This window comes from Neptuniibacter sp. QD34_54, from assembly GCF_047778055.1.
Classification (GTDB): Bacteria; Pseudomonadota; Gammaproteobacteria; order Pseudomonadales; family Balneatricaceae; genus Neptuniibacter.
Genome location: NZ_CP180546.1, coordinates 1,159,748 through 1,185,408 on the forward strand (window position 1 = coordinate 1,159,748; position 25,661 = coordinate 1,185,408).

A 25,661-nucleotide genomic window follows, 5' to 3' on the forward strand; every position below is an offset into this window, starting at 1 on the left:
GCTTTTATTATTTAGGGAGAAATATGATGGAATGGATTCTAGCGTTGTTGGTCGTCACTATTTTGGCTATCTACTTAACAAAGCGCTATAAAGCTCATCGTGAGCAGAGCAATAAAGCAGATAAGCGTTATCGAGCTGTGTCGATTGAGTCAGGCTTGTTCCCTTGTTCGGCGGTTGATCAGTTAGGTGATCGACGTTTTTTTCCTGATAAAGCTCCAATGATTCCTCTGCCAAGTTGTAGTGCTTCCAAAGATTGTGAATGCCGTTATCGTCATCATGAGGATCGTCGTGATCCGGAAAATGAAAGGCGTATCGATAATATTATTACGGCCCAAAAAATTGGGGCTCAGCTAAGTGGTAAGTTTTCGGGACGTGATCGACGAAAATTTCATAAAGGTCGTCGTTGGCAAGAGCGCCAAGCCAATCAAATTTGAAAATTCCTTCCTGTAGCATTCCCGCTTTGTTAAATCGTGTTCTGAAAGGCTATGATACTCCTCATGTTTTTTAGTGAGTGAACTAGGGCTGATGAACAAAGTTTATATAAGCGCTCAGCAGTTGTTAGAAGATTCTACCCAGATGGCGCTGCAGATTTTTGATAGTGGTTTTCGCCCCGATTACATCGTCGGAGTCTGGCGAGGGGGCGCGCCTGTAGGAATCTCGGTACAGGAAGTACTAGCTTGCCTAGGCATTCAGTCTGATCATATTGCAATTCGAACCTCATCTTATACAGGTATAGGTGAGCGCAGCCGACAGATCAAAGTACATGGTTTAACCTATTTGATTAAGCGCTTAGAGTCTGAGGATTCCCTCCTTATCGTGGATGATGTGCATGATTCGGGGTTAAGCATTGCGCGAACGATTGAAGAGATAAAAGCGGCGTGTAAGAAGAACACGCCAGAGATCAAAATAGCGACTCCTTATTACAAGCCTGAAAATAACCAAACAGATTCAGAGCCTGATTTTTATGTGCATAAAAGTCAGGATTGGTTAGTGTTTCCTCATGAACTTGAAGGTTTGACCCAAGCTGAAATTTTACAGAATAAACCCGAATTTGCGGCTGTTGCTGCCAAGATGGCTGAATTAGGTCGTTTTTAAGCGTCTTGACGTTATTAAGGAACCCTTATGGAAGTATCGGAAAGAGATGGCAAAAAGCGTTGTTTTGGTAATAAACCGGGACAAGAGTTTTATGCCGATTATCATGATAATGAGTGGGGAATTCCTGAGCACGATGATCGAAAGCTCTTTGAGATGTTGATCCTTGAAGGGGCACAAGCTGGCTTAAGCTGGGAAACGGTTTTGCGTAAAAGGGAAGGCTATCGCAAAGCCTTTTATAACTTTGATGTCGAAAAAGTTATGAATATGAATGACGCAGAGTTGGAAGCTCTTCGTGAAAACTCAGATATCATCCGCAATAAGCTTAAGATCTATTCCGCACGAAAAAATGCCCTAGCTTTCCGAACGATACAGAATGAATTTGGCTCGTTCTCCAATTATCTGTGGGCCTATGTCGATAACACACAAATTGTGAACCATTGGCAGAAATTTGAAGACGTTCCAGTGACTACTGATATCAGCGATGCGCTTTCGAAAGATCTTAAAAAACGTGGCATGTCGTTTGTCGGCTCAACAATCATTTATGCCTATATGCAAGCTGTTGGCTTAGTTGACGATCACCTTGCCGAATGCTGTTGTCGAACGGATCGATAAATGCTTAGCTGATAGGTAAGTGAAGAGGTACAATGCAGCGCTTCACTGATTATGGACGTTCAAATGTCGGATCTTACTTCCCTGTTAAAGCATGCTGATTTAGCTCGTGCTGAATTATTACCTGCGTTACATGCTGAAAATACCAACTGTTACCGCCTATTTCATGGTACGAATGAGGGAGTATCTGGTTTAACCATCGATCGTTACGGTCCGCAGCTTTTAATCCAAACTTTTCATGAAGCTTTATCTGCTGATCAAGTCGATCTGATTCGTGAGCATTATGCGCCTCTATTTGAAATAGGAGAGGTCGTGTATAACGATCGCAGCGCACGAAACTCTCGCCGTGAAGATGAGCATAATAAACGTGGATTAGAACTCGTTGGTCAGGAGCTGGGTATTAATTACCGCGTGAGAGGTAAACATGCGGGACAAGATCCGCTACTGTTTCTAGACATGCGTGTTGGTCGTCGTTACGTTCAAGAACATGCAAAAGATAAGTCCGTCCTGAACTTATTCTCTTATACCTGTGGTGTCGGTGTTTGTGCGGCTGTTGCGGGCGCATCCAAAGTGGTGAATGTCGACTTTGCAGAGCGAAACTTAGATGTAGGTAGAGAGAATGCTGAGCTTAATCAGCTATCTGGAGATCGAATTGAGTTTATTCAAAGTGACTTCTTTACCGCAGCAAAACAGTTTGCAGGCATTCCAATCAAGCAACGTGTAAAGAGAGGTCAGAAACCTCGTCAGTACCTTAAGCTTGATGAACAACAATTTGATCTGGTTTATCTAGATCCACCGCGTTGGGCGAAAAGCCCTTTTGGTACTGTAGATCTAATTCGTGATTATCAAAGCGTATTAAAACCATCCATCCTATCCACAAAACCAGGCGGAACTTTGGTGTGTACTAACAATGTTGCAAAAGTAGAAATGGATGAGTGGCTAGATCTGGTTAAGCGCTGCGCTAATAAAGCAGGGCAGCCTGTGGTGGATTACGAACTACTGCAACCTGAAATTGATTTCCCTTCAGTTGATGGGCAGCATCCCTTAAAGATTGCTGCGCTTCATTTTTAAGGTTGCCAGCGATAATCCTTCAGCCTGATCTTACCGTTGATCAGGCTTACCCCTTCATTTTCTAATCGTTCTTTCTGACGGAAGTAAGCTTCACTATCTTGTGGGAAAGATATCTTACCTTGAGCATTAATAACTCTATGCCAAGGCAATTGTGTATCTTTAGGTAATTGGCTTAGTGTTTTACCCACCGCACGAGCCATCTTTGATAACCCTGCCAGCTCTGCAACCTGACCGTAGGTAGCTACTTTTCCTTCTGGGATCATGGCAACAATCTGCCAGATCTTCTCTTGGTAACTTGGGCTGTTTGAGGTGTTAGTCATAGCAGTGAAAATAACCTTATAAGAGAGGGGATGATAGTACCTGAGTAAAATGCTAGGGTAATAGAAAGTCTATACCAAGAGTTAAGGGATACTATCATCATGGCTTCGCTTGAAAACCTCAACTTTGATAACAGCTACTTGCGGTTGCCAAATCTGTTTTATCAACAGATAGAGCCAACTCCCTTAAATGATCCCTTTTTAATTGCATTTAACCTTACTGTTGCGACTTTGCTGGATCTGGATGCTAACAGTACCCAGTCTGCAGATTTGGCTAAATATTTCAGTGGTCAAGCGCTATTACCAGGTAGTCAGCCCCTCGCCATGAAATATACAGGTCATCAGTTTGGGGTTTATAACCCAGAATTGGGTGATGGCCGTGGTCTATTGCTGGGGGAGGTTGTAAACAATAAAGCCGAGCGCTGGGATCTTCATCTCAAAGGTTCAGGTAAAACCGCGTTCTCTCGTTTTGGTGACGGCCGAGCTGTACTACGCTCCAGCATCCGCGAGTACCTGATCAGTGAAGCTATGCATGGTTTAGGTATTCCAACCACGCGTGCTTTAGCGTTAGTTGGCAGTCAAGAGTTGGCGATGCGTGATGGCATGATGGAACCCTGTGCGGCACTTTTGCGAGTGACTCAATGTCATGTCCGCTTTGGGCACTTTGAATATCTCTATTACTCCCGTCAGCATGATGAGTTAAAAGTCTTAGCTGATTACTGTTTAGATCGTTTCTACCCGCAGTTTAAAGAGGCCGATAACCCTTATCAGGCGATGTATGAAGAGGTTATTCAGCGCAGCGCCGAATTAGTTGCAAAATGGCAAGCTTATGGTTTTGTCCACGCGGTTTTAAATACTGACAATATGTCGATCCTCGGTGAAACCTTCGATTATGGGCCGTTCAGCTTTTTAGATACCTATAAACCGAAGCTTGTAAGTAACCATAATGATCATAAAGGCCGCTATGCTTTTGAACGGCAGCCAGAAATTGTGCAGTGGAACTTGTCCTGTCTAGGTCAGGCATTATTAACATTGATTAATAAGGATGAAGTGATCGCGCTATTAGATAGCTACCCCGAGCGATATAAAAAAGCAGAGCTAACTGAATTTAGACGTCGTTTAGGCTTACAGACAGAAGAGCAGGGTGATAGTGAGCTTGTACGTGAATTGTTACAGCTATTTGCGCAGCAAAATGTCGATATGAATCGATTCTTCCGCACCCTCTCTAATTTTGATGGTAGTGATGAATCAATTACTGATTTGATGAAGCGGATCAGCTATCCATCAGCTTTAACGCCTTGGCTATTGAAGTACGAACAGCGTTTGGAAACTGAGCCTGCGAGTCAACCGATTCGAAAAGCTCAAATGCGCTCGGTTAATCCGCAATTTATTCTACGTAACTATATGGCCGAAGAGGCGATTCGATCTGCGACTGAGGGGGACTTTACTTTAGTTAATGATCTGATGACCTTGCTGAATAATCCGATGCAGGATAATTTAGCTTTTGAGCGCTATGCAGAAGCAGCTCCAGAATGGGCGGGTGGAATCAGCTTAACTTGTTCCTCTTAAAATTATTTTTAAATAGAGGTTGATTATCATGCATATGCATATATAATTAATCTCATGGATAATCAAGACAACATAAAGCAGCTAGAACAGCTCCCGTGCATTAACTTCAGTTTGAGGAAGGCTGTCAGGGTTCTAAACCGAATCTATGATCAGTATTTAGCTGAGGCAGGTTTAACGGGTGGGCAATTCAGTATCTTATATGTTGTTCATGAACTAGATGTAGCTACAAATAAAAAGCTACAGAGTATTTTGGTTTTGGACCAGACAACCTTAACAAGAAATTTGAAACCATTGCTTAGAGAAGGTTACCTCTCATCAGTACCTAGTGTGACGGATAGACGTCAGAAAAATCTGAGTCTAACACCAGAAGGAAGAATTAAGTTCCTTGAGGCAAAAGAGCAATGGTTTAAAGCACAGCAGAAAATCTATAAAGAATTAGGGCCAGAGTTAAGTGAGCAGCTTATTTCTTTAAGTGATACCGTTGTGAAATTGGATTAATTTTTACATATAAATACATGTATATGCATGGTGATAGTTATGGAGCTTTTTACTTACCCTTTAACTTGTAACGCAATCAAGGTCAGCTTGATTTTGGCTGAATTACAGATTGAACCTGAGCTAAAACTGATCAGCTTGAATAAAGGTGAACAAAAGAGGACAGAGTTTTTAAGTTTAAACCCGAATGGCACGATTCCAGTTTTAAAGGATAAGGACAAAGTGTTGTGGGAATCTAACGCAATTTTGTTCTATTTAGCTAAGGCATATAACTCGTCACTGTCAGCGAGAAACTTCCAGGAGGAGGTTGAGGTGATGCGCTGGCTGAATTGGCAAGCTTCTGAATGGAGTCCTGCCAGTAGCGGTTTTGCTCATCATCGTGTGATGCGGCCTTTGTGGGGCTTAGCGTCAGATGAAGAGAGGTTAGCTGCACTGGATAACTCTTTTAAGAGATATGCAGAAATTTTAGATCAGCAATTATCTTGGCAGGATTTTCTGATTTCAGATGATATTAGCATCGTTGACATTTCTGTTGCCTCTACATTGATGTTCTGGCGAGAGGCTGAGATCCCTATTGAGGGCTACAGCAATCTACATGAGTGGCTGCAGCGTTTAGAAAATCAGCTTTGGTGGATGGAAACAAAGCAAAATTTAAAGAATTTTATGATCCTAAAGCATGTATATGCATTTACATTGTGTAAATAAAACCAAATGAAATAAGGTGTGTTATGAAAACATTAAATAAAAGTATGTTATTGGCTGTACTTCTAATTCCTGCAACACAGAGTTTTGCAGATCAACAAGAGGAGCTGATCAATTATCTTCACAGTCCAGCAACGCGCACTGCTGATGTCCAGCATCAAGCTAATGCCGAAGGAAGTTCGGTAGCTGATCAATCTAAAGTAATGATCGCAGATTTAAATACGCCGTATTTGAAAAGTGACGTAGCTAAAGCTGATAAAACTGCAGTTGGAAGCCGGCAGAAAAGAGGGAAGAGCGATGCACAATTCGCAATGATTCAGAACTTGTTAACAACCCGTCTTTAATAATTAGTTCGGTCACCATAATTTACCCCTCTTAGCTAAGCAAAGAGGGGTAAAAACGGCTCAAATATTACGATTCATTCATATCTCTATAATTAGATTGAAATGATTGAATTTAAGGGAAAAAAATCGTTGACCTTTCCATAGATAGCTCTATAGAATGAAGATCGCTTGAAAGTAAGCCGTATATTTATGTACACCATTTCGAAGTTCTATCAGTACCTCGTCCTGTTTTTCATAAGTAATCACAGCACTTCCAGCACAATCCGCCTGTAAAAAGGCAAAAATTACTCTGAAAGATATAGGACTATAGATATGTCTACTACTGGTACAGTTAAATGGTTTAACGAAGAAAAAGGTTTTGGTTTCATCGAGCAGGAAAACGGCCCAGACGTTTTCGCACACTTCTCTGCGATCCAAGGCGACGGCTTCAAAACTTTGACTGAAGGTCAGAAAGTTGAGTTCACTGTAACTCAAGGCCAGAAAGGTCCACAAGCTGAGAACATCGTTAAGGTTTAATCCTTAACTGATATTCAGTTTGAAAAGAAGCAAGGCTAAGGCCTTGCTTTTTTTATGCCTGAAATTCAGTCAGTGTGAATTATTTCCGCTCTTTGTGGTCCAATTTAAGCGGTAAATCGTATATTTATAAAAGCGCTCAGGAACAGAAGTTGGTAGGTCTTCCTGCAATCTTCCTTGAGCTTGCCATATAAGAGCAGCTAATGCCCTTGGATGTAATGGAATAGGAGAAGGATAGCAGTCGATATAAAGTACGCGTAATTTGCGTCGGGGTATTGATTATGAAACTTATACTCGGAACTACTCTAGCACTCTCTTTGTTAATCCCTAGTGTCGCTTCAGCTCACACTCAGCAAGATACCATGATTCATAATTTGCTTAATCCACAAGCAAGAACGCTTTTATGGGCTTATGCTTTGCCTGAGAGAGAGATGAATGAAGTCACCCAAAGTGAAGTATTTATTAGTGATTTGCTTAACCATTCCAGAAGCTATACTCCTGGAATGATGACTGATATGGATTCTATCAATAGGCAGTTTGAAATGAATCCAACTGCGGCGGGAGAAATGATGTCAGACGAGGCTGAATCAACCTATATGATAGAAGCATTATACAACCCTACTTTATAAAGCTATGTATTCAAAAGCCCTAGTATATAGATGTTAATACTAGGGCTTTGGCGCTGGTTGGATTACTGCATCCGATGGGGATCGAGCTGAAAGTCGGTGATCGCCTTGCCTAAAATTACAACCCTTCCGCTATAACGCTCTTCGCCTGTAGAGGAAAACTCGAAATTATACGAGCGCCAGATACGGATCTGCCCCTTAGCATCGCGTTTAAGCCAAAAACCTCTCAAGTTAATATTGTCATCAAGAAGCTGTAGCTCAAGTTCTTTACACTGCCTGCGGGTATATCTAAGTGCGACCTCTTTAATCTTTTGCGACTGCCACCAGTGATACATCGCAAAGATGATTAAGGTGATCCAGAAGAGGGCTTCAATATCTATATACATCGATTTCTTGTTTCCAAGGATTTATGGGTTCCTTTGATTGTGACTTGTTTTACAATGAGTTGTTTCAGATTGCACGATTAATTTTCTACTCAGGATCGAATAGATGTCATCTATCTCCCAGTTTGTAATGGATAACTGGCTTAATCTTCTGGCACTTGTATGGTTTTTGATCTGCTTCAAAGGCTATATGTATTACGCGCGTAAACGCAGTTATGAAACGCCTTGCCTTGCCAGTGTTTTACACATGTATCGAAAAGAGTGGATGACACGGATGCTTACCCGAGATGTGCGAATTGCCGATACAACGGCGATTGCCAATCTAGAACGTAGTGTATCCTTCTTTGCATCCACCACCATGCTAATCCTTGCGGGCTTGATGACCATACTAGGTTCTACTCAACAAGCGATTGATGTTGTGGCGGATATCCCGTTTACCTTCCACGCGACGCGTGCTGAGTGGGAATTGAAGATCCTTCTTCTGATTACGTTATTTGTTTACGCCTTCTTCAAATTTACCTGGAGTCTGCGGCAGTACGGATTTGTTTCTATCATGATTGGCGGTGCCCCGGGGCCTGAAGAACATATTTCCCAGCAGCAGGCGGATGCACACTCTAATCGGATCGCTAAAATGACCTCAATGGCAGCAAACAGTTTTAACCTTGGTCTGCGTACCTACTATTTCTGTTTGGCGATTTTGGGTTGGTTTATTAACCCATGGATCTTCATGGGTCTAACAGCTGGCGTTGTGTTCGTGCTCTATCGACGTGAATTCAAATCGTCTACCCTCAAAACATTGATGATGAGTGCTGGGGAATAAAAGTTAAAAACCTCTCCCTTTACGCTTGAAAAGGTTTAGCACGTCCCAATATTCCAGTTATTGGCGGAGAGCTTGCTCAGGTTTAGCAAGTTCTCCACTACAGCTTTGTTGCATTAGCGCAGCGCTGTAGTTTTAGAAATAACAGACATATTGGATAAGTGTTGATGACTACTGAAACGCGTACAGAAACTCACGGTTTCCAGACTGAAGTGAAGCAACTGCTTCATTTGATGATTCACTCCTTGTATTCAAATAAAGATATTTTTCTGCGTGAGCTAATTTCTAACGCATCTGACGCTGCAGAAAAATTGCGTTTCGAAGCGCTTTCAAATGGCGCGCTTTATGAAAACGATGGCGATCTAAAGATCAACATCAGCTTTGATAAAGAAGCTAAGACCCTAACTATCGCGGACAATGGTATTGGTATGAGCCGCGATGATGTGATCGAACACCTAGGTACGATCGCTAAATCGGGTACAGCACAATTCCTATCTCAGTTAACCGGCGATCAGAACAAAGACAGCCAGTTGATTGGTCAGTTCGGTGTTGGTTTCTACTCCTCTTTCATCGTTGCAGACAAAGTAGAAGTTTTCACGCGTAAAGCAGGTTTACCAGCCGAGCAGGGCGTTCACTGGGTATCTGAAGGTGAAGGCGAATTCACTATTGGTGAAGTTGAAAAAGCCGGTCGCGGTACCAGCATCGTACTTCACCTAAAAGAGGGTGAAGAAAGCTTTGCAGATGGTTTCGCACTTCGTGGTTTGGTACGTAAGTACTCTGACCATATCTCTATCCCTGTAATCATGCATAAAGAGGCGATGCCTAACTTCGGTGAAGAGGGTGAAGAGAAAGACGCCGCTGCTGAAGAGCCAGAAGATGAAACAGTAAACAGTGCAACAGCGCTGTGGACACGTAACAAATCAGAGATCTCTGAAGAAGAATATCAAGAGTTCTACAAGCACATCTCTCACGACTTTGGTAATCCATTGACTTGGGCGCACAACCGCGTTGAAGGTAACATGGAATACACCAGTCTGTTGTTCGTGCCAGAGCGTGCACCATACGATCTGTGGAACCGTGAAGCGCCAAAAGGCCTTAAGCTATACGTGCAACGTGTATTTATCATGGATCAGGCAGATGAGTTCTTGCCTCTATACCTACGATTCATGAAAGGTGTTATCGACACTAAAGATCTATCCCTAAACGTATCTCGTGAGATTCTTCAGAAAGATGCCAACGTTGATAAGCTGCGCAGCGCACTAACAAAACGTGTTCTGGATATGCTAATCAAACTGGGTAAGAACGATGAAGAAAAATACGCAGCGTTCTGGAAAGAGTTTGGTCAGGTTCTAAAAGAAGGTCCTGCGGAAGACTACGGTAACCGTGAGAAGATCCTTAAGTTGATGCGTTTCTCTTCTACTCATGCTGATAGCGAAGAGCAGAATGTATCTCTGGATCAGTACATCGAGCGTATGCAGGAAGGTCAGGACAAGATCTACTACGTTGTTGCTGATAACTACAACACAGCGAAAAACAGCCCGCACTTGGAGATCTTCCGTAAGAAAGGTATCGAAGTACTGCTGATGACTGATCGTATTGATGACTGGATGATGAGCCAGCTTCAAAATTACGATGAGAAAGCCTTCCAAGACGTTACTAAAGGTCAGCTAGATCTAGAAGAGACAGCAACAGAAGAAGAGAAGAAAGAGCAGGAAGAAGCGGCTAAAGAACTAGAAGGCCTAGTTGATCGCTTGAAAACTAGTCTAGGTGAAAAAGTTGCCGATGTTCGCATCACGAACCGTCTAACTGATTCTCCAGCATGTCTTGTTCTGGGTGAGCAGGATATGGGTCTTCAGATGCGCCAGATTATGGAAGCAGCAGGTCAGGCAGTGCCAGACACTAAACCAACATTTGAGGTAAACCCTGAGCACCCACTGATCGAAAAATTAGATAAAGAAGCAGACGAAGACCGCTTTGGTGATCTGGCTTCTGTTCTATTCGATCAAGCAGGCCTGGCCGCTGGCGCACAGCTAGATGATCCAGCAAGCTATGTTGCGCGTTTGAACAAACTACTACTTGAGCTAAGTGCTTAATTAAGTAGTTAGGTTCTAAACAAGCGGCTCATATAGAGCCGCTTTTTTGTGGGCGCAATACTCTAGATTAACGGCATGTTTGAAATGTCAGATCTGTAAGGATTGATCTCGTTTACAAATAGCATTGACAGTGGGATTACTTGAACTGCTTCTGCGCGTTATTCCATAGAGGTCATCAGTTACCTCGGTAATTTCAGCAATACACTCAACCCCGTATTGGCGGCAGACTTCTTCAGCTATGACTGTTGGTGCAGCAAAGACCCCATGCCCTTTAGAACCGAAGACTTTAATTAACGCACTGTCATCAATTTGAGCTTTTACATAAGGCCTTATTTGGTGTTCTTCAAACCACTGAATTAGTTGGGCAAACCAGGGGGCATTAATTGCATTGGATAAGAAGGTTTCTTTATCCATACTGATGGGGAAATTCTCGCGTAGCTCGGCTGCTTTTTTAGGCTCTGCAAACAAAGATACGGTCGATGAATCGAGTTTGTAGATGAACAGATTGGAATCTGCATTGTATTCAGGGAGTTCGTCAGTCAGCAACAGATCAATTTTCTTCTGGCTTAACAGTGTTAGCAGTTGAGCGGGGATACCGGTTGTACTATTCAGCGTCACTTCCTGATCAATCTCAAAAACAGGTTCGATCAGGTGATAGGCGATGAGTTTGTGGATGGAGGATGAGATGCCAACGTTTAAGTTAATCGGGCGGTTTTGTGGCTTTTCCTCGAGAAAACGATCTAGTTCCTCTGCGATACTGAACATTTGATCGGCATACCGAGCGACTTGCTTGCCTAAAGGGGTAATTAGTAAGTTTCGGCCTTTTCGCTTGAACAGCAGACCACCAATGGATTCTTCTAGAGAAGAAATTTGGCTGCTTATTGTTTGTGGCGTTAAATCTGCAATCTCACTGGCTTTGGCGATCGAACCTTCCTTAGCGACTAGCCAAAAGAAATAAAGATGACGAAGGTTATACTTACTCATAAATTGGTTTCACCCTTGGTAGTGAACTCAGAGATGATAAGTAAGTATAACCCTCATCAAAATGGGAAGTGCTTAAGAGGTAATGGAATGCTGAACTGTCTTTAACACAGTTGGTTTATGTCTAGATTCAGTTACCTTGTCTTCTTCAACCATGAACAGGTGATAAGCCTCTGGACCAAAAGAATCTAGAGCGGTTAACAGATAAGAGAACTGATCATTTACAGGCTCGCCCGTTCTTTTCACTTTGAAATTAAAACGTTGTGAAGGGATGGAGCTGAGTAGTGGCTCTTCGACCCATAAGCAAAGTGATTGATCCGAAATTACATACTCAAATCGAACGGGTTTAAAGCCTTCTCTTAGGGTCAGAGTTTGGGTTTTGTCAGAGAGTTCTAATGGGTATTTCAAAATGGCTTTCATGACTACACTCCAATGTTCTGATTTCGTTTGGAGTATATTTGCTTAGAATAAATCTGTTTTGAACAGTTTTTATAGGTGTTTTACTTCGAATTATTCGATGAAATGGGGCGGATTTTAGTCTTAATGCATTGTTTTTTGGATGCAGGCGGATGTCTACACTTATTCAAAAATAGACCCGTTTCAGTGCTTTCAGCGTTAGTTCTATGCCTAGCAAGTGACTTCCTCTTTGATTTCAATAGACTGCTTTGAGCGTTGTTCAGTAATCTTAATCTGTTGAATTAGTTCATGGGCAGGTATGGCTCTACTGTAATGCCAGCCTTGGTGCATTTCGATACCGAGTTTATCTAAATGGGCAACTTGGTGTGGTGTTTCTACGCCTTCTGCGATAGTGATTAGATCTAGCTTCTTCGCCAAACTTACAATCATCTCTAATATATGACTATTGATCGAATCAGTCCCTATGGATGCGATAAAGCATTTGTCCGCTTTTAGGTATTTAACCGGTAGTTGGCCGAGGTAATGCAGGCCACAGTAGCCAGTGCCAAAATCATCTATAGCGATTTCGATACCTGCTGCCGTTAGTTTGATAAAGGCTTTCTGGATTCGATCGTCTGCACCATCGACCAATACATCTTCCGTAACTTCTAAAACCAAGTTAGGAATGAGGGTTTTGTAGTGGATTAGTTCTCGTACTGATTTAGCGTCTAGTAGATGATTTGAGGATATATTGATGGTTACTATGAAGTCTGGATGGCTTAGTAGGATAGGGCGTAACTCGTCGTAGCAGTTTTTAAGCTGCTGTGAAGTCATCCTGTTTATAAATCCTTTTTCTTCTGCTTCTGGGATAAAGGTAACAGGGTTTTTTAAGCCTTCAGCTGGATGTTGCCAGCGCATTAATACCTCAACGCCCATGATCTGTTTATCTGAAGCTTTGATCAGTGGCTGATAGAGGTTGAAAAATTCACCATGCTTGATTGCTTTTTTTAGTAAGTGGGCGCTGTCTGATAAATAGACGATAAGGTATTGGAAAAGTAGAGTGAGCAGAAGCCAAACGCTTAAACATAGGGCAATACCTTGTATGCTTAAGTTTCTTTGATCACCAAAGATGATCTGTTTCTCGTCACTTATAACCACGCTTAATTCAGGAAAGGTAATAAGTGGGCTATAGGCGGCAACTTGCTCAAGTCCGTTATCAAATTCAGCTTCCACTACTTTGGGTTGATCTATAGGTAGTCTCAAACCAGATTGAGGCCTGGCATAAGGTCCATTCATAATAATTGGTCGCCCAGTATCGCTATGGATTAGGCCGGTAAAGCCAAGTTCACTAGAGCGGTTCTGTAACTGGTTCTTAAGCCAACTAATTCTGACGAGTGCGTTAACTTCCCCACCTTTTTTCAGACTTCGCGCAAGTACAAAAGCAGGTTGTTTCATATACTCGACATTTACGGGGCCTAGGAAGCGTAAACCGAGTTGGCTAGGGGGAGGTGTGACGAAGATAGGCTTTTCGTGTTTTTTCCAGCTTGTGCAGATTAGCTGACCATCAGCATCAATAATACCCATCTCTACAACAGGGGCGACGTTAAACATAATGCTGCGCATGTCGAATAGGATCTCTTCGCTGCATTGATTGCTAAGTTTTTCTAAATCGATCAGTACGTTGTTAATGATGCTGTAGTTGATATCGAGCCATTCAGACAGTTGTCGAGCTTTGGTTTTTAGATCACGTTGCTGGAGTTGCTTGTGTTGTTCAGCCTGTTCATAGCTTATAAATAGAGTGATAAATAGCGTAATAATTGCGCTGATTAACGCAGGTGCGAGGTATTGCCTGTTCCATATGCGGAGTGTTTGCGTTTTCACAATTAGCTCACTTAATCCCTATAGTGGTTCAACGCTACCATAAATTGTTGTATCACCAAAATTCATCCATCGGATGGAATTTGTTGAAATTTGAACAGACCTTTTAGTCTTTATGCGCTGGATCAAGGATTTTTAATTGAATTTGCTGTTGAATGAAAATTAAAAATTCAGTGAGGTGGATTTATGGGTAAGTTAGTTCAGGGTATCGCTTGTGGCTTGTTGGTAGCTGTTTCTTTCGGAGCACAGGCTGACGGCCAAGCTGTTTACGATAAGCATTGCAAAGGTTGTCATGTGGCAGGTGTAGGTAATGCACCAAAACCTGGTGATAAGGCAGAGTGGGATAAACGTAGTGCGGCTGGCATTGATGCAATGGTTCAGACCGTTATTCAGGGTAAAGGTGCTATGCCAAAAGGCGGCACTTGTACTGACTGTGATGAAGCAACTCTAAAAGAAGCGGTTGAAGTGCTTCTAGCTCAATAATCTAGTGTTGAGCTTTTTCTATCGAAATATGGCAGAGTCTTTTGCTGTATTTCGGTAGAGATTACACAATTCCTCCTTTCCTATCTCTTTTCAATCCTGTTCCTTTTCGTAGTAATTCAGTCTTTTTAATATGAATTATTTATGCCACGCTGTACTGACCTTAGAATATAAGTAATACCTGCACTATTGCTAAAACCGTAAACTGTATATTAGGTTTATTGAAGCTGGATTCGTATGAGGCGTATATGGCTGATTTTATTGATGAAACTCAAGTAGATACATTACTTAAACAGCTCCATCAGTTGCGTGATGAACTAGGTGAGGAAGCTTCTGCGCTCAAGCATGCTGCGGAACCTGTGAATCTCGATCAGCAAGCATTTGGCCGTGTATCTAGAGGTGATGCATTGCAACATCAAAGTATGGCGAAAGCAAACTTGCGTCAGTGCCAAGAGCGCATTCAACTGATCGAAGACGCCTTGCACAAAATAGATAATGAAGAATATGGATTTTGTGAAGGTTGCGGGGAGTTGATTTCATTTGCGAGATTAAGTGCGCGACCTGAGTCCCTATATTGCCTTACTTGCCAGCAGGAACAGGAATCTTAAAGGTATCGTCTGTTTAAAGGTCACGAGTGTTTTGAGTTAAAGAGCCGCTATGTCAGATAAGAATAACGATGCGCCGCAGCTTGATCCGGGTGTCGATGATGCTTGGGTTAGTGTTATCCGAAAAATGGATGAAGCGTATGCTGATCTTGTGCATTCTCAAGTAGAAGTTGAAGAGAAGAATGCCGAACTGCAAGAAAATAAGCAGTTCCTGGATAGTGTTCAGAGCTCTATGAGTGATGTGCTGATTGTTTGTGACCATTTAGGGCAGATACAACAAGTTAACCGCGCTTTAGAGATGTTAACAGGCAAGTTAGGTGAAGAGCTGGTTGGCAATCACTTTACAGATCTAGTTGATCCCCGTTTTTTGCAAAAAGTTAATGGACTGATTAATCAGGTACGGGTTCAGCCTGTGCGTGATTGCGAAATTGAACTGCATGGGGTGGATGGTTCTATACCGCTTTCAATGAATTGCTCACCACGTAAAAATCATCGTGGTCGATTAGTGGGCATGGTGTTAATCGGCCGCCCTTTGGGTGAGCTGCAAAAAGCCTATATCGAACTAAATAGCGCCCATGCCGAGCTTAAGTTGGCTCAAGAGCGTTTGGTGCAATCAGAAAAGATGGCCTCGCTAGGCCGCTTGGTGGCCGGTGTAGCTCATGAGCTGAATAACCCGATCAGTTTTGTCTATGGCAATATGCATGCACTACAGCGCTATACTGATCGATTAAGTCAGTATTTTGATGCAATAAACGAGGGGCAGCCTCGAGACCAGCTCAAAGAGATGCGTGAAGAATTACGTTTAGATAAATTAATTCGTGATCTTAATTCGTTGGTGGCTGGCACTATGGAAGGGGCGGATCGAGTTAAAGAGATCGTTAATGACCTTAAGCAGTTCTCTTCAACTCAAGAGTCTGAGAAAACCTTGTTTGATCTCACGCATGTGATCAGAACGGCGTTGCACTGGATTATTAAAGAGAGCAAACAGCCAGTAGAGGTTGTTGAGCATATCCCATCAGATTTAAAAGCAGTTGGCCACTCTGGGCAGATTCATCAAGTGGTTGTTAACCTTGTTCAAAATGCGGTTGATGCTATGCAAAGTTGTGAGCAGCAATGCTTAACCTTAGAGGCCGAATCATTTAAGGGCAGAGTCGAATTTAAGGTTAGCGATACAGGGCCAGGAGTTTGTGAAGATGATCTATCTCGCTTGTTTGACCCCTTCTTTACTACTAAGCCTGTCGGTCAGGGGACTGGCTTAGGTTTGTCGATTAGTTATGGAATCGTTTCGGAGCACGGCGGTGAACTGCGCATCTTTAACCGTGATGAAGGTGGAGCAATGGCTGTTTTAGTGTTACCAACTGAGGAGGCGAAGGATGTTTAATCTTCTTTGGCTTCAGTCTGCAGGTTGTGGTGGCTGCTCTATGTCGCTCCTGAATGCTGAATCGCCTGATCTAATGTCTACCTTCAAAGCCGCCAATATCAATCTGTTATGGCACCCATCGTTGAGTGAAGAGACTGGTTCAGAAGTAACAGAGCTTTTAGAAAAAATCCTCGCAAATGAACTTAAGTTAGATGCTTTATGTATTGAAGGGGCTGTGCCCAGAGGCCCTGATGGTACGGGCCGCTTTCATATGTTAGGCGGCACTAATACGTCGATGATGACCTGGGTCCAAAAATTAGCACGGAAAGCAAAATATACGATCGCGATTGGCTCTTGCGCGGCCTATGGCGGCATATCAGCAGCAGGCGAGAATATTACAGATGCTGCAGGTTTACAGTTTGAAGGGGAAGTCGCTGGTGGCATTTTAGGGGCTGAATATCGCTCGGTCTCTGGTTTTAATACGATCAATATATCTGGCTGCCCCGTTCATCCTAACTGGGTAACAGAAACCTTAATTAGCTTGGCGTTAGGAGAGCACTCTGAAGAGGCAGTAGATCAATTTGGTCGACCGCGAATGTATGCTGATCATTTGGTGCATCATGGCTGCAGTCGCAATGAATTCTATGAGTACAAAGCCAGTGCGGAAAATCCTGGCGACCTAGGCTGCATGATGGAAAATATGGGTTGCCTTGGCACCCAAGCGCATGCTGATTGTAATACACGCCCTTGGAATGGCGAGGGCTCATGTACCAAAGGAGGCTATGCCTGCATTAATTGCACTGCGCCCGAGTTTGAAGAGCCTATGCATAGTTTTATGCAGACTCCGAAAGTGGCCGGTATTCCGGTCGGGTTGCCTACAGATATGCCCAAAGCTTGGTTTGTCGCTTTGGCCTCTCTTTCGAAAGCGGCGACGCCGGATCGTTTGCGCAAGAATGCGACTTCGGAAACATTGATCTATCCACCCACAGTCCATAAGAGAAAAAGTTAGATATGAGCCGAATAGTTGTGGGTCCTTTCAATCGTGTGGAAGGGGATCTGGAAGTTAGCTTAGATATTGCCAAAGGACAGGTAAATGGGGCGCGAGTGAACTCTCCAATGTTTAGAGGGTTTGAACGGATTATGCATGGGCAAAATCCGATGGATGCGTTGGTGTATACCCCACGTATCTGCGGTATCTGCTCGGTAAGTCAATCAGTCGCTTGCGCCAGAGCATTAGCGGATATGATGCAGCTCGAAATGCCAGAGAATGGCGAGCTAGCGACTAATCTCGTGTTAGCTAACGAAAATATGACGGACCTCCTGACGCACTTTTATCTGTTCTTTATGCCTGATTTTAGTCGTGATATTTATGCAGGTAAGGATTGGTTTGAGGCTGTGAGTAAGCGCTTTAAAGCTAAAACGGGCACAGCAACACGCGTGATGCTACCTGCTCGTGCTGAGTTTCTACATCTGATGGGCTTGATGGCTGGTAAGTGGCCACATACCTTAAGTCTTCAACCAGGTGGGACAACGAAACCAATCGAATCTCAAGAAAGGATTAGGCTCTTAACCATTCTATCTGCGTTTAGAGGCTTTCTTGAAGAGCAGTTATTTGGTGCTGACCTAGAAGAGGTGGGTGAGTTAGATTCTCTATCAGCGCTAGAAAAATGGTACTCAAAAGAGCATTGGAGTCAGAGCGATTTCCGCACGTTCTTGCATTTAAGTGCTGATTTGGAACTGAGCAATTTAGGCCGTAGTACTAATCAATTTTTAAGTTATGGGAATTATCCGCTGCAGGGCAAACCGATGTTTAAACCGGGTGTGAATTTCCATGGGGAAACTGGCGTATTAGCACCAAGTTCTATCACTGAAGACCTAGCATATTCTTGGATGGAATCCGAGCCTGAACCATTACCGCCTCAAGAGGGTAAGACGAACCCGTCGTTAGCTAATGAAGACGCGTACACTTGGTGTAAAGCACCAAGGTTTAATCGCCAAGTCATGGAAGTTGGCGCACTTTCACGTCAGCTTATTAATGGCCATCCACTCATCACTGACCTTATAAACCATTCTGGTGGTAATGTTGAAAATCGTATTATTGCGAGACTGTTGGAATTAGCATTGGTGATCCCTCAGATGCAGAAATGGGCTGCGCAACTGAATCCACAGGCTGATTTTTGTCATCAAGGAAAGTTGCCAAAAGAGGGTTCCGGAGTAGGTATGATTGAGGCTGCTCGAGGAAGTCTAGGACACTGGATCAGTGTTGAAAAAGGTAAGATCAGTAATTATCAAATCATAGCGCCTACGACATGGAATTTCTCACCGAGAGATAGCCAATCCGTGCCGGGAGCTTTAGAACAAGCTTTAGTCGGTGCGCCTGTGCAGGATGGAGAAAAAGAGCCGGTGTCAGTTCAACATATTGTTCGGTCTTTTGATCCTTGTATGGTCTGTACGGTTCATTAGCGATCTTAAATTGTTGTGACTTAGCGTAGTCGCCAGGGGACATGAAAAGGTAAGGAATGCTTAATTTATGAAAGATCGGTCTATTTCGTTAGTACTGGGTAGCGGTGGTGCTAGAGGTCTAGCTCATATAGGTATTATTCATGAACTGGAACAAGCTGGATATAAGATTGAATCGATTTCCGGTTGTTCTATTGGCGCTTTGATTGGTGGGGTATACGCTGCTGGCAAATTAGCTGAATTTGAGGCTTGGGTCCGGGCGATTGATAAGACGGATATTCTAAGTTTACTCGATTTGACTTGGCGATCTGATGGCCTTGTGAAGGGCGATAAGATAATGGACACCTTAGTCCAGTTAGTCGGCGATTGGAAAATTGAAGATCTGCCTATTCGATTTACTGCAATCGCTGCTGATATCGATGATGAAAAAGAGGTTTGGATGAGCTCTGGATCACTTTTTGATGCGATTCGGGCGTCTATTTCTTTACCTATGTTTTTCTCTCCCGTGCCTTACCGTGATTCTTTTCTAGTGGACGGCGGTATTCTAAATCCGGTTCCTATAGCGCCTTGTTTTAATGATCAAACCGATCAAATTGTTGCCGTAAATTTAGGCGGCGCAGTTGAGCACGGTCTCTTTATTGAGGAGAGGCACGAAGAGGAAACGGATCGTAGTTTCAAAGAGCGCGTGCATAGCTTTGTCGAAAAACTATATAAGTCAGATGAAGAGGAAGGTCGCTCATTGAGTATGTACGATGTGGCCCATCAGGCCTTCGATACCATGCAGGGAACTATTGCTAGGCAGAAGCTAGCAGCGTATCCGCCGGATGGCGTAATTGAGATACCTCGAAATGCCTGCGGTATTTTGGAGTTCCATAAAGCTGAGCCACTTATCGAGCTTGGTAAGCAGCGTGCGCGGGCTTTTATTGCGACGCTGGATTAGATCGTTTCTGCCGTTTAATAAAGATAGATAGATCTATTTCGTAAGATTTTCCTAACCACATGACGTAATCACGGTGGTCTTTAAGGTCATCCCCAGTCACTGGGTGAATAAGGACATCTAGATTATCTCTATGGTAATTCAGCCATTGAACAACTTCCGCGAACCGGTTGCCATTAAAACTCAGTTGGCAGCTGCCTGTTGGGTGCGGGCCTACCGGCTTTTGATGAAGCCTACCTGTTTTAACTTCTAACGCTTCGCTCGCTTTTAGTACAAGTGATTCGGCTTCGGCGTAACTGCTTTCATCGAAATAGATATGGGCGTGATAGGCGTTAAACAGTTGCATGGTTCTTCCCTATAAACAAAAAGCGCCCTCATTAAAGGGCGCTTTAAACAGCTGAGTCAGAGATATTAAATCTTGAACTGACTCACTTTCCCATTCAGATCAACAGATAGGCGAGATAATTGCTCGCTGGCTGCTGAGATCTGAGTTGCACCGTCTGCGGATTCTTGCGATGCGTCATTGATAGCAACGAGTGATCGGTTGATCTCTTCGGCTACGCTAGTTTGCTCCTCACTTGCAGAGGCGATATGAGTATTCATATCGGTAATCATACCCACTGCCTCAGAGATGCCCTGTAGTGCATCACCAGCTTCAGATGCTTTGCTACCCGCTTGTTCAGCTTCGCGTTGACTCTGTTCCATTGCTGATACAGCAGTCCGTGTACCGGATTGAAGGCGCTCTATTGCATTTTCAATCTCAGTTGTGGATTGCTGAGTACGCTGTGCTAGTGTTCTAACTTCATCGGCTACTACGGCGAAGCCTCGACCTTGATCACCCGCACGTGCTGCCTCAATCGCTGCGTTGAGTGCTAGCAAGTTGGTTTGTTCAGCGATGTCATTGATTACACCAATGATAGAACCGATGCTCTCACTATCGTTCTCAACGGCAGTAATACGTTCAGATACCTGAGAAACGTTACCTACTAGCGAGTTGGTGGCGGAAACTGCTGCTGATACGATTTCGTTACCTTGTGAAGCTTGCTCAAGCATCATTTTCGCTTGGCTATCCGCATGCTCTGCATTGGTTGCTACGTCTTGAGAAGTGGATACCATCTCATTCATGGCACTTGCCACTTGTTCAATTTCTAGCCGCTGATTATTAATGCTGTGATTAGCTTGTGAGCTGATTGAAGACATCTGTTCTGCAGCAGACGCAAGTTGTTGAGTGGCGTTACCAATATCACCAATTAGTTTACGCTGGTGGCCTAACATTTTATTAAAGTTAGTGCTGATTTCAGTGAGTTCGTCATTGCCTTGTACAGGTACATTGGCGGTTAGATCTGACTGGCTAGCTACTTTATCCATCGAATTGCTTAAAGCATCTAGGGGGGTTTTTACAGAGTGGTAAACTAACTTGCTAAGGATGCCGAGTAGAGCTACAACAGCTACGCCTAAAGCGATCATGATAATGATTGCTGTATCGTAAGCATTGCTAATGGTTTCGCGCTCTTCAGAAGCTACACGTAGCTGAAGGCTAATTAGTTCTGCGATCTTCTCACTGATTGGGTCAATAGTGTCATATAGAGGACCATCGAAATCCTGTAATTGACCGGCAATGTAACCGCTACTCATACCGCTCATAGCTTTTTCGAGGCTATCTAAGGATTGGTTCGCAGCTACAAATAAGGTCTCAGCTTCTTTGGCTAGCTGTTCCTCTTCAGCTGTTAGAGTTGTGGCCATATATTTTTGCCACTTTTCAGAAATCTCAGCTCGTGCGTCTTTAACGCCTTTTAAAGCTTCTTCACCGGTCATGATCCCAGCATTAGCTTTGTTAACCGCGTCGATAACAAAAACCGCATAATCATCTGCGATAAGTTTTAAATCTTCTAGAGGTACCACACGGTCTTCATAGATACGTGCAGCCCCATCGTCGGCCTGTTTTAGCTCATTTAGAGAGGTGGCGATAATGATGGCTACAGCAATAATCGGAAGTATGGATGTAAGAACGAGCTTAGTGCGAATGCTCAAACCGCTTAATAACATTATATGTCCTCATACCTTTCGGTGAGAAAATTATTAGAGCCTTTGAACTTGTATTGTTCAGATCCCTGGCCGGTCCCCCACAGACCAAACAGTAACCTAACTACTGCATACATCCACTGTTACTATAGTTATAGCTGCTCAATGTTTTATTACAACTATTAATTAAAATTATCTTATATTAATTTAGATGTTGATCATTTTTTGTATGATTTATTATAGAAAATGTATGATTTTCATGCGGTTAGTGTGTGATCGATAAAGAAATAAGCGTATGTTGGCCGGTCAAAAAAGTGGATAAGTTTTGATCTAATTTGATAATGGAATTTCCAATAAATTATACTTCCTAAGTTTTAATTCTTTTTCTCTGTTCTACACTAGAAAAGCGCATTACTGTTGTTTAAGGAATACTCAATGGGCATTATTGTTCGAGTGATCTTATTGTACTTTGTCGTTACCTCTGTACACGCCCAAGAACAAATAAGTTTGCAGTTGTTATGGAAGCATCAATTTCAATTCGCTGGCTATTACATGGCGATTGAAAAAGGTTTTTATGCAGAAGAAGGTTTAGATGTTTCATTAAAAGAGTTTGATTTTAGTATTGATTTGGTTGGAGAGGTGACCTCGGGAAAGAGCCAGTTTGGTGTAGGTCGTACCTCGTTGTTGATCGATAAAAACGCTGGTGCAGATGTGGTAGCAATGTTTGCTGCTTATCAACAATCGCCGTTGATGCTCCTTAGTCGAAAAGATTCAGGTATTTTGCTCTCGTCCGATCTAAAAGATCGCAAAATAATGATCACCAATGATGCTAAAAAGGTAGGTGAAATTATTGCGATGCTGTTGCAGGCAGGTATTACGATTTCGGACTTTGAACAGCAGCAACATAGTTACAACGTACAAGATCTTATCGACGGCAAAACGGATGCAATGGCCTCGTATATTTCTAATGAGCCTTATCTAATGGATCAGCAGGGGGTTGAGTACAATATTATCCACCCTAAGGATTACGGTTTTGATATGTACTCAGATATTCTCTTTACCTCTCGAGAATATATTGAACAAAACCCTAAAGTTGTCGATAAATTCTATCGCGCATCTATCAAAGGCTGGATGTATGCCTTTGATAATATTGCTGAAACGGCTCAAGTGATCTTCAATCGCTATAATTCTCAAGGTAAAAGTGTTGAAGCATTAGTCTTTGAAGGGCAGGAGTTGAAAAAAGTTGCTTTTGATAAGGACGGTAATTTTGGCACATTGTCTGTAAATAAATTCAATGAGATGGCCCAAGTTTATCTAATTACTGGCAGTATTTTTCTGGGTTATGATTTTTCCGATTTTGTTTATCGCCCGCCAAGTAATATTTTCCGGTTAAGCCAAGCAGAATTGGACTACATCCAAAATAGAGGCAAGGTGAAGGTTTGTGTTAACCCGAATTGGTATCCCTATGAGTCTTTTCAGAATGGTGGCCACGTAGGGATGGTTGCTGATTATCTTAGATTGATATTTGGTAACTTAAATATTCCTTTTGAGGTTATAGCGACTAAAACGTGGAGTTCTACGATACAGTTTGCAAAAAGTGGTCAGTGTGAAGTCATCGCAGGGGCAATGCAGACCATTAATCGTAGCAGCTATTTAGCTTTTTCCCATCCCTATTTGAGCGTGCCGGCAGTAGTGGCTATGAGGGCGGAGGAAGGGGCAAAGTCATTGCCTAATATGACGGTCGGTGTCGTCGATAAATCTGCATTTCACGACATTCTGCGCGATCGGTATCCTGGTATGACATTAGTGCCAGTTCGAGAAAACCGAGAGGGTATACGTATGCTGCTCTCTGGTGAAATCGATGGTTTTGTTGGAGGGCATACTAGCATTACTCATGTTTTACGCTCTCAACAGATAGAAGGTGTGGTATTGAGTGATCAGCTGCGGGATAACTGGGATATTAGTGTTGCTGTTGGTCAAAGCAGCTCGCCTTATTTAATGAACGCGATTAACAAGTCGATCGCTTCTATATCTTCTGAAGAGCATAAAAATATCTATCGGCGTTGGGCCCAGGTTGAGCACAAGCATTCCGTAGATTACCGATTGCTATGGGGAATCCTTGCTTGTGTTGCTGTATTGGCAGGTGTTGGACTCTACCGTTATCTGCACATGCTTTCTTACAATAAAATGCTTCGGACAATTGCTGAAAAAGATGCGCTTACTGGTATTTTGAGTCGCGGTAAATTGCGAGCTGAACTGGAGGAATTTACTGCATTAGCTGAGCGCCATGACTGGAAGTTGTCTCTAATATTTTTTGATATAGATGACTTTAAAGGGATTAATGATACCTATGGGCATGTTAAAGGCGATAAGGTTTTAACTGAATTAACCATGTTAGTGTCCGGTATGTCACGCAAAACAGATCGTTTTGGACGCTGGGGTGGAGAAGAATTCTTGTTTTTGATGCTGGAGACTGGCCTGCAAGATGCGGGTGATATAGCCGAGAAATTTAGAGAGGCAATAGCCAAATGATTTTGATCTTCCTCAGGCTGTGACAAGTAGTTTTGGGGTTGCTCAGTATGTTAAAGGTGAAAGTATTGAAAGTTGGGTTGGGCGGGCTGATAGTGCTTTGTATCGTGCCAAAGGTGAAGGTAAAAACTGTGTGCGTTTGAGCTAAAAAAGAAAAAGGCCGCTGTTAGTAAAGAGCGGCCTTTTATAAACTACGTTTTCTGCAAATATCAATCGATCAGTTGGTATTCATTACGCAGAATCTCAATAATCTCAGCTTTAGGATTATCAGATTGTTGTAGCTTTTGACCGATGATCTTCTCTGCAATGCCTACATAAGTGTCAGACACTTTCTGGATTAAAGAGGCTGGAAGCTCATTGTCGCGTGCAAGTGCGTAGCGCTCTTCCATACGGTCTTTATTTACTAGAATATCTGAGTCAGGGAAGTGGTTTAGAAGCTCCTGACGGAATACTTCTTTGGAGTTTTCAATCACTTCGCCTTCGCGATAGGCAGGTCCGTCCCAGATACGAGAGGAATCAGGCGTGCCAACTTCATCCATGTAGATAAGCTTTTCATTACCTTCAGCATCAGTGACATAACCAAACTCAAATTTGGTATCTACAAAGATCTGATCAAGCTTGCTTAGTTCACTGCTGATTACTTCAAAGCCTTCTTTCAAAAGCTTTTCATATTGTTCAACATCATCAGCTTGTAGGAACTTGAATGCTTCGAAATTATTGACGATGTCATTACGAGTAATGTTTACATCATCTACCTCGGGTACACCCGGAACACCTTTTAGAATGCCTTTGGTTGATGGTGTGATAAGTAGCTCGGGTAGCTTTTGATCTCTTTCTAGATCTTCAGCGATTTGAATGCCGCAGAACTCGCGCTCACCTTTTGCGTATGCACGCCACATGGAGCCAGTAATGTATTGGCGGCAGATCGCTTCGATCATAATAGGTTTTGCTTTCTGGACAATCCAAACCAGTGGGTGAGGAATATCTAGAATATGGCTGTCAGCAAGCCCGTTTTCGCGGAATCGTTTAAACCAGTGGTTAGATATTGCGTTTAGCGCAGCGCCTTTACCTGGTACGCCTTGCATGCCGCCTTGACCTGTCCAGATGCATTCAAAGGCAGAAATACGGTCACTGATCACCATGACTGCAAGTTCGGCACCTTCGTGAACGTTGTAGCCTTTCTCTTTGATTAGACGTTGGCTGTCTTCTTTAGTCAGCCAGTAAACAGAGCGAACCTTGCCGCTATGAACTGGTAGGTCAGTACGGATGGGAAGATCGTTATTAACAGCCAATACTTTATCAGCAAGACCCATGGAAAATGTCCTGTATCTAGAAATAAATCGTGTAAATGCTTTATGCGAGATAAAGCGTGAAAATCG

Annotated in this window: 28 protein-coding genes; 20 read left to right on the forward strand and 8 right to left on the reverse strand. The window is 43.0% G+C overall.

The window, feature by feature from the left end:
* Nucleotides 1–23: 23 nt before the first annotated feature.
* The 4 genes from ACMXYP_RS05115 to ACMXYP_RS05130 all read left to right on the forward strand — a co-directional run bounded on the left by ACMXYP_RS05115 (nt 24) and on the right by ACMXYP_RS05130 (nt 2,775).
* Nucleotides 24–434 (forward strand): hypothetical protein, encoded by a 411-nt coding sequence (locus tag ACMXYP_RS05115; protein WP_415883939.1) that lies wholly within the window; start codon nt 24–26, stop codon nt 432–434.
* Nucleotides 435–525: 91 nt separating this feature from the next.
* The gene (locus ACMXYP_RS05120) at nt 526–1,095 is read left to right on the forward strand and encodes a phosphoribosyltransferase (RefSeq protein ID WP_415884643.1); all 570 of its coding nucleotides are present in this window, start codon (nt 526–528) and stop codon (nt 1,093–1,095) included.
* Between the two features lie 27 nt (nt 1,096–1,122).
* A complete protein-coding gene (locus ACMXYP_RS05125; protein WP_415883940.1) occupies nt 1,123–1,707 on the forward strand; it encodes a DNA-3-methyladenine glycosylase I in 585 nt (194 codons plus the stop codon).
* A gap of 63 nt (nt 1,708–1,770) precedes the next feature.
* Entirely contained in the window at nt 1,771–2,775 is a 1,005-nt protein-coding gene (locus ACMXYP_RS05130; RefSeq protein WP_415883941.1) for a class I SAM-dependent rRNA methyltransferase, read from the forward strand.
* On the opposite strand, the gene ACMXYP_RS05135 is transcribed toward ACMXYP_RS05130, so the two are convergent.
* Nucleotides 2,772–3,095: an MGMT family protein gene (locus ACMXYP_RS05135; RefSeq protein ID WP_415883942.1), complete on the reverse strand. Its 324-nt coding sequence runs from the start codon at nt 3,093–3,095 to the stop codon at nt 2,772–2,774. The two genes, ACMXYP_RS05130 and ACMXYP_RS05135, sit on opposite strands and share 4 nt — an antisense overlap.
* A 99-nt stretch (nt 3,096–3,194) precedes the next feature.
* On the opposite strand from ACMXYP_RS05135, the gene ACMXYP_RS05140 reads away from it, so the two are divergent.
* The 6 genes from ACMXYP_RS05140 to ACMXYP_RS05165 all read left to right on the forward strand — a co-directional run bounded on the left by ACMXYP_RS05140 (nt 3,195) and on the right by ACMXYP_RS05165 (nt 7,344).
* Complete coding sequence (locus ACMXYP_RS05140; protein WP_415883943.1) at nt 3,195–4,661, forward strand: protein adenylyltransferase SelO; 1,467 nt, start codon at nt 3,195–3,197, stop codon at nt 4,659–4,661.
* Between the two features lie 54 nt (nt 4,662–4,715).
* Nucleotides 4,716–5,159 carry a MarR family winged helix-turn-helix transcriptional regulator gene (locus ACMXYP_RS05145; RefSeq protein WP_415883944.1) on the forward strand — a complete coding sequence of 148 codons (444 nt, stop codon included), beginning with the start codon at nt 4,716–4,718 and terminating at the stop codon, nt 5,157–5,159.
* Between the two features lie 39 nt (nt 5,160–5,198).
* Entirely contained in the window at nt 5,199–5,861 is a 663-nt protein-coding gene (locus ACMXYP_RS05150) for a glutathione S-transferase family protein (RefSeq protein WP_415883945.1), read from the forward strand.
* Between the two features lie 23 nt (nt 5,862–5,884).
* Nucleotides 5,885–6,202, forward strand: a complete 318-nt coding sequence (locus ACMXYP_RS05155; protein ID WP_415883946.1) for a hypothetical protein — start codon at nt 5,885–5,887, stop codon at nt 6,200–6,202.
* 312 nt (nt 6,203–6,514) lie between these two features.
* On the forward strand, nt 6,515–6,718 hold the full coding sequence (locus ACMXYP_RS05160) for a cold-shock protein (protein ID WP_415883947.1): 204 nt from the start codon (nt 6,515–6,517) through the stop codon (nt 6,716–6,718).
* 278 nt (nt 6,719–6,996) lie between these two features.
* Nucleotides 6,997–7,344 carry a hypothetical protein gene (locus ACMXYP_RS05165; RefSeq protein ID WP_415883948.1) on the forward strand — a complete coding sequence of 116 codons (348 nt, stop codon included), beginning with the start codon at nt 6,997–6,999 and terminating at the stop codon, nt 7,342–7,344.
* A gap of 62 nt (nt 7,345–7,406) precedes the next feature.
* On the opposite strand, the gene ACMXYP_RS05170 is transcribed toward ACMXYP_RS05165, so the two are convergent.
* Nucleotides 7,407–7,727: a DUF3301 domain-containing protein gene (locus ACMXYP_RS05170; RefSeq protein WP_415883949.1), complete on the reverse strand. Its 321-nt coding sequence runs from the start codon at nt 7,725–7,727 to the stop codon at nt 7,407–7,409.
* A 103-nt stretch (nt 7,728–7,830) separates the two neighbouring features.
* On the opposite strand from ACMXYP_RS05170, the gene ACMXYP_RS05175 reads away from it, so the two are divergent.
* Complete coding sequence (locus ACMXYP_RS05175; RefSeq protein WP_415883950.1) at nt 7,831–8,544, forward strand: DUF599 domain-containing protein; 714 nt, start codon at nt 7,831–7,833, stop codon at nt 8,542–8,544.
* A gap of 164 nt (nt 8,545–8,708) precedes the next feature.
* Entirely contained in the window at nt 8,709–10,634 is a 1,926-nt protein-coding gene (gene htpG / locus ACMXYP_RS05180; RefSeq protein WP_415883951.1) for a molecular chaperone HtpG, read from the forward strand.
* An 87-nt stretch (nt 10,635–10,721) separates the two neighbouring features.
* On the opposite strand, the gene ACMXYP_RS05185 is transcribed toward htpG, so the two are convergent.
* From ACMXYP_RS05185 to ACMXYP_RS05195, 3 genes are all read right to left on the reverse strand, one after another.
* Nucleotides 10,722–11,618, reverse strand: a complete 897-nt coding sequence (locus ACMXYP_RS05185; RefSeq protein WP_415883952.1) for a LysR family transcriptional regulator — start codon at nt 11,616–11,618, stop codon at nt 10,722–10,724.
* A 72-nt stretch (nt 11,619–11,690) separates the two neighbouring features.
* On the reverse strand, nt 11,691–12,035 hold the full coding sequence (locus ACMXYP_RS05190) for a hypothetical protein (RefSeq protein WP_415883953.1): 345 nt from the start codon (nt 12,033–12,035) through the stop codon (nt 11,691–11,693).
* Between the two features lie 207 nt (nt 12,036–12,242).
* Complete coding sequence (locus ACMXYP_RS05195; RefSeq protein WP_415883954.1) at nt 12,243–13,892, reverse strand: EAL domain-containing protein; 1,650 nt, start codon at nt 13,890–13,892, stop codon at nt 12,243–12,245.
* A gap of 183 nt (nt 13,893–14,075) precedes the next feature.
* Between ACMXYP_RS05195 and ACMXYP_RS05200 the strand changes: the two genes are divergently transcribed.
* The 6 genes from ACMXYP_RS05200 (at nt 14,076) to ACMXYP_RS05225 (ending at nt 19,734) form a co-directional block, all read left to right on the forward strand.
* Complete coding sequence (locus ACMXYP_RS05200; protein ID WP_415883955.1) at nt 14,076–14,372, forward strand: c-type cytochrome; 297 nt, start codon at nt 14,076–14,078, stop codon at nt 14,370–14,372.
* A 245-nt stretch (nt 14,373–14,617) separates the two neighbouring features.
* The gene (locus tag ACMXYP_RS05205; protein ID WP_415883956.1) at nt 14,618–14,977 is read left to right on the forward strand and encodes a TraR/DksA family transcriptional regulator; all 360 of its coding nucleotides are present in this window, start codon (nt 14,618–14,620) and stop codon (nt 14,975–14,977) included.
* Nucleotides 14,978–15,026: 49 nt separating this feature from the next.
* On the forward strand, nt 15,027–16,355 hold the full coding sequence (locus ACMXYP_RS05210) for an ATP-binding protein (protein ID WP_415883957.1): 1,329 nt from the start codon (nt 15,027–15,029) through the stop codon (nt 16,353–16,355).
* A complete protein-coding gene (locus ACMXYP_RS05215; protein ID WP_415883958.1) occupies nt 16,348–17,343 on the forward strand; it encodes a HupU protein in 996 nt (331 codons plus the stop codon). The genes ACMXYP_RS05210 and ACMXYP_RS05215 overlap by 8 nt, the downstream gene beginning before the upstream one ends.
* Before the next feature lie 2 nt (nt 17,344–17,345).
* Entirely contained in the window at nt 17,346–18,797 is a 1,452-nt protein-coding gene (locus ACMXYP_RS05220; RefSeq protein WP_415883959.1) for a nickel-dependent hydrogenase large subunit, read from the forward strand.
* Between the two features lie 67 nt (nt 18,798–18,864).
* Entirely contained in the window at nt 18,865–19,734 is an 870-nt protein-coding gene (locus tag ACMXYP_RS05225) for a patatin-like phospholipase family protein (protein ID WP_415883960.1), read from the forward strand.
* On the opposite strand, the gene ACMXYP_RS05230 is transcribed toward ACMXYP_RS05225, so the two are convergent.
* Nucleotides 19,715–20,077, reverse strand: a complete 363-nt coding sequence (locus tag ACMXYP_RS05230) for a DOPA 4,5-dioxygenase family protein (protein ID WP_415883961.1) — start codon at nt 20,075–20,077, stop codon at nt 19,715–19,717. The two genes, ACMXYP_RS05225 and ACMXYP_RS05230, sit on opposite strands and share 20 nt — an antisense overlap.
* Before the next feature lie 65 nt (nt 20,078–20,142).
* On the reverse strand, nt 20,143–21,777 hold the full coding sequence (locus ACMXYP_RS05235) for a methyl-accepting chemotaxis protein (RefSeq protein WP_415883962.1): 1,635 nt from the start codon (nt 21,775–21,777) through the stop codon (nt 20,143–20,145).
* A 411-nt stretch (nt 21,778–22,188) separates the two neighbouring features.
* Between ACMXYP_RS05235 and ACMXYP_RS05240 the strand changes: the two genes are divergently transcribed.
* Together ACMXYP_RS05240 and ACMXYP_RS05245 are read left to right on the forward strand one after the other, a co-directional pair.
* Nucleotides 22,189–24,285, forward strand: coding sequence for an ABC transporter substrate-binding protein (locus ACMXYP_RS05240; RefSeq protein WP_415883963.1), 2,097 nt, complete (start codon nt 22,189–22,191; stop codon nt 24,283–24,285).
* A 19-nt stretch (nt 24,286–24,304) separates the two neighbouring features.
* Nucleotides 24,305–24,430 carry a GGDEF domain-containing protein gene (locus ACMXYP_RS05245; RefSeq protein ID WP_415883964.1) on the forward strand — a complete coding sequence of 42 codons (126 nt, stop codon included), beginning with the start codon at nt 24,305–24,307 and terminating at the stop codon, nt 24,428–24,430.
* A gap of 61 nt (nt 24,431–24,491) precedes the next feature.
* Here the strand turns inward: ACMXYP_RS05245 and ACMXYP_RS05250 are convergent, their stop codons facing one another.
* A complete protein-coding gene (locus tag ACMXYP_RS05250; protein ID WP_415883965.1) occupies nt 24,492–25,595 on the reverse strand; it encodes a phosphoribosylaminoimidazolesuccinocarboxamide synthase in 1,104 nt (367 codons plus the stop codon).
* Nucleotides 25,596–25,661 lie beyond the last annotated feature (66 nt).